This is a genomic window from Candidatus Darwinibacter acetoxidans, from assembly GCF_041936445.1.
GTDB lineage: Bacteria > Bacillota > Limnochordia > Darwinibacteriales > Darwinibacteriaceae > DTU010.
On the sequence record NZ_JBHGXH010000159.1, the window covers coordinates 1 to 2,200 of the forward strand.

Sequence of the window (2,200 nt, forward strand, 5' to 3'; positions counted from 1 at the left end):
ACACGCTCCGGTATCCTGGCGGTTACTACCTCGTCAAGGACGGGCAGGTCGTCGGTTCCGGGAGGGGTGAGGAGTGATCGAGGGCCTCCCCGACCTCACCCCGATCGCCGCACCGCTCGTGACGCTCGCGATCGGTTATCTCGCAGGGAGCCTCGTCTACCGCAGGGTTAAGGCGGCCTTCAACGAGGCGGTCGATCTCCTCATGACCATCCGCGACGCCTGGGAGGACGACGCGATCACGGAAGACGAGTTCAGCGCCATCGTCGAGCAGGCGGGCCAACTCGCGGACTCTCTCAGGGGGTGACGATGAAGAAGACCGCCGGGGAGGGGGTCGACTGATGGCCCGGACGAACGTCGGCGCGGCCGCGAAGAGCTCCGTCCGCCGCATCCGCTCCACCGAAAAGACACTCAAGGCGCTTGAACTCAGGAAGCGGGGGCTGAACTACACCCAGATCGGCAAGAAGTTAGGGTGCCACCGGAGCACCGCCTGCCGCTATGTCTTATCCGAATTGGAAAACCTCGCCGAGAGGTGCCGGGAGGAGGCCGTGTACGTCCGGGATCTCGAACTCCAGCGGCTCGACGAGCTTTACCTCATCGCCTACCGCGCCATCATCGACGGCTACGACCTCGCCGGGATTGACCGCTGCCTCCGCATCATGGAGCGCCGCGCGAAACTCCTCGGGATAGACGCCGCCGCGAAGGTCGATGTCCAGGGCCTCGTAGATATCCACTTCGATCGGGAGGACGAGAACTTATGATCACCGAAAAACGCGAACTCAAGAACGTCCCGCTCACCGACCTCATCCCGTATGCCCGCAACCCGCGCAAGAATGACCCCGCCGTGCAGCGGGTCGCCGCCTCGCTCAAGGAATATGGTCTCGTCAAGAACTCGATCGTCGTCGACGAGGATATGGTGCTGATCACCGGCCACACGACCATGAAGGCGATGCAGGCGCTCAAGTGGGCGACGGCCCCGGAAGTGACGCAGGTATTCGGACTCACGGAAGCGCAGAAGAAAGCATACCGCATCGCCGACAACAAACTCGGAGAACTCGCCGCATGGGACGATGAACTCCTCGCGCTGGAGTTAGATGACCTCAAGGTCCTCGACTTCGACCTCGACCTGACTGGGTTTGATGATAAGGAGCTCGGCAAGATCCTCGACGCCGGTAAGGAGGTGAGCGAGGACGACTACGAGCCGCCGGTCGAGATCGAGACTAGCATTCAGCGCGGCGACCTCTTCCGGCTCGGGCGGCACCGCCTGCTCTGCGGTGACGCGACGAGCGCGGAGGATGTGGGGCGGCTGATGGATGGGAAGAAGGCGGACATGGTGTTCACCGATCCGCCGTACAATGTGGATTATACAGGGAAGACCGCAGACGCCCTCAAGATCCAGAACGATAAGATGGAGGGGGGGGCATTCAGGGCGTTTCTCACAGACGCATTTGCCCGAATGATAGAATCATCCAAGCCGGGTGCGCCAGCATACGTCTGCCACGCTGACACCGAGGGATACAACTTCCGGGGGGCGTTCGTTGACGCAGGGTGGCTCCTCAAGCAGTGTATCATATGGGAGAAGCATCACTTTGTGATGGGGCGCCAGGATTATCAGTGGCAGCACGAGCCGATCTTGTATGGATGGAAGCCCGGATCGCACCACTTCTACGGCGGGCGCAACCTCACCACCATCTGGAAAGTCGACCGCCCGATGGCGAACCGTGAACACCCCACGATGAAGCCCGTGGCGCTGGTTGCACAGGCAGTGAAGAACAGCACCAAGTCCGGCGAAACCGTCCTCGACCCCTTCCTCGGGTCCGGCACGACCCTCGTCGCCTGCGAGCAACTCGGCCGCACATGTTACGGCATGGAGATTAGCCCGCACTATTGTCAGGTGATCATCGACCGGTGGGAGAAGCTCACCGGGCAGAAGGCGGAGAAGGTCGATGCCTGACCCCTCTTCTCTTATCGACGAGTGGGCCGAGGACCTCCTCGCGCTGCTCCGGCACGATCACCGATGGCAAAACCTCGCCGAGGGGCTGATGGGAGGTGAGCGGCCATGAAAAACAGATATCTTTATCTATTCTGGGCCCCCATATACTCCCTAAGCCAAATCGGAGGCTCCGACATGTCTAGACTGGCAACATTCCTGATCGCGGTCCTCGACGCGATCCGCGCACTTTTCTCCCCTACATCGCCTCCC

Annotated in this window: 3 protein-coding genes; all 3 read left to right on the plus strand. The window is 61.5% G+C overall.

Annotated features, from left to right (window positions below):
* Window positions 1-73 precede the first annotated feature (73 nt).
* The 3 genes from ACE4YL_RS06015 to ACE4YL_RS06025 are packed head-to-tail and all read left to right on the plus strand — an operon-like array spanning window position 74 to window position 1,951.
* The gene (locus ACE4YL_RS06015; RefSeq protein ID WP_461369370.1) at window positions 74-304 is read left to right on the plus strand and encodes a hypothetical protein; all 231 of its coding nucleotides are present in this window, start codon (window positions 74-76) and stop codon (window positions 302-304) included.
* 34 nt (window positions 305-338) lie between these two features.
* The gene (locus tag ACE4YL_RS06020) at window positions 339-758 is read left to right on the plus strand and encodes a helix-turn-helix domain-containing protein (protein ID WP_461369371.1); all 420 of its coding nucleotides are present in this window, start codon (window positions 339-341) and stop codon (window positions 756-758) included.
* Window positions 755-1,951: a DNA modification methylase gene (locus ACE4YL_RS06025; protein WP_461369372.1), complete on the plus strand. Its 1,197-nt coding sequence runs from the start codon at window positions 755-757 to the stop codon at window positions 1,949-1,951. The genes ACE4YL_RS06020 and ACE4YL_RS06025 overlap by 4 nt, the downstream gene beginning before the upstream one ends.
* Window positions 1,952-2,200: the final 249 nt, after the last annotated feature.

Coding starts and splice junctions, on each gene's coding strand:
- ACE4YL_RS06020 (WP_461369371.1), top strand. CDS start 339: ATGGCCCGGACGAACGTCGGCGCGGCCGCGAAGAGCTCCGTCCGCCGC.
- ACE4YL_RS06025 (WP_461369372.1), top strand. CDS start 755: ATGATCACCGAAAAACGCGAACTCAAGAACGTCCCGCTCACCGACCTC.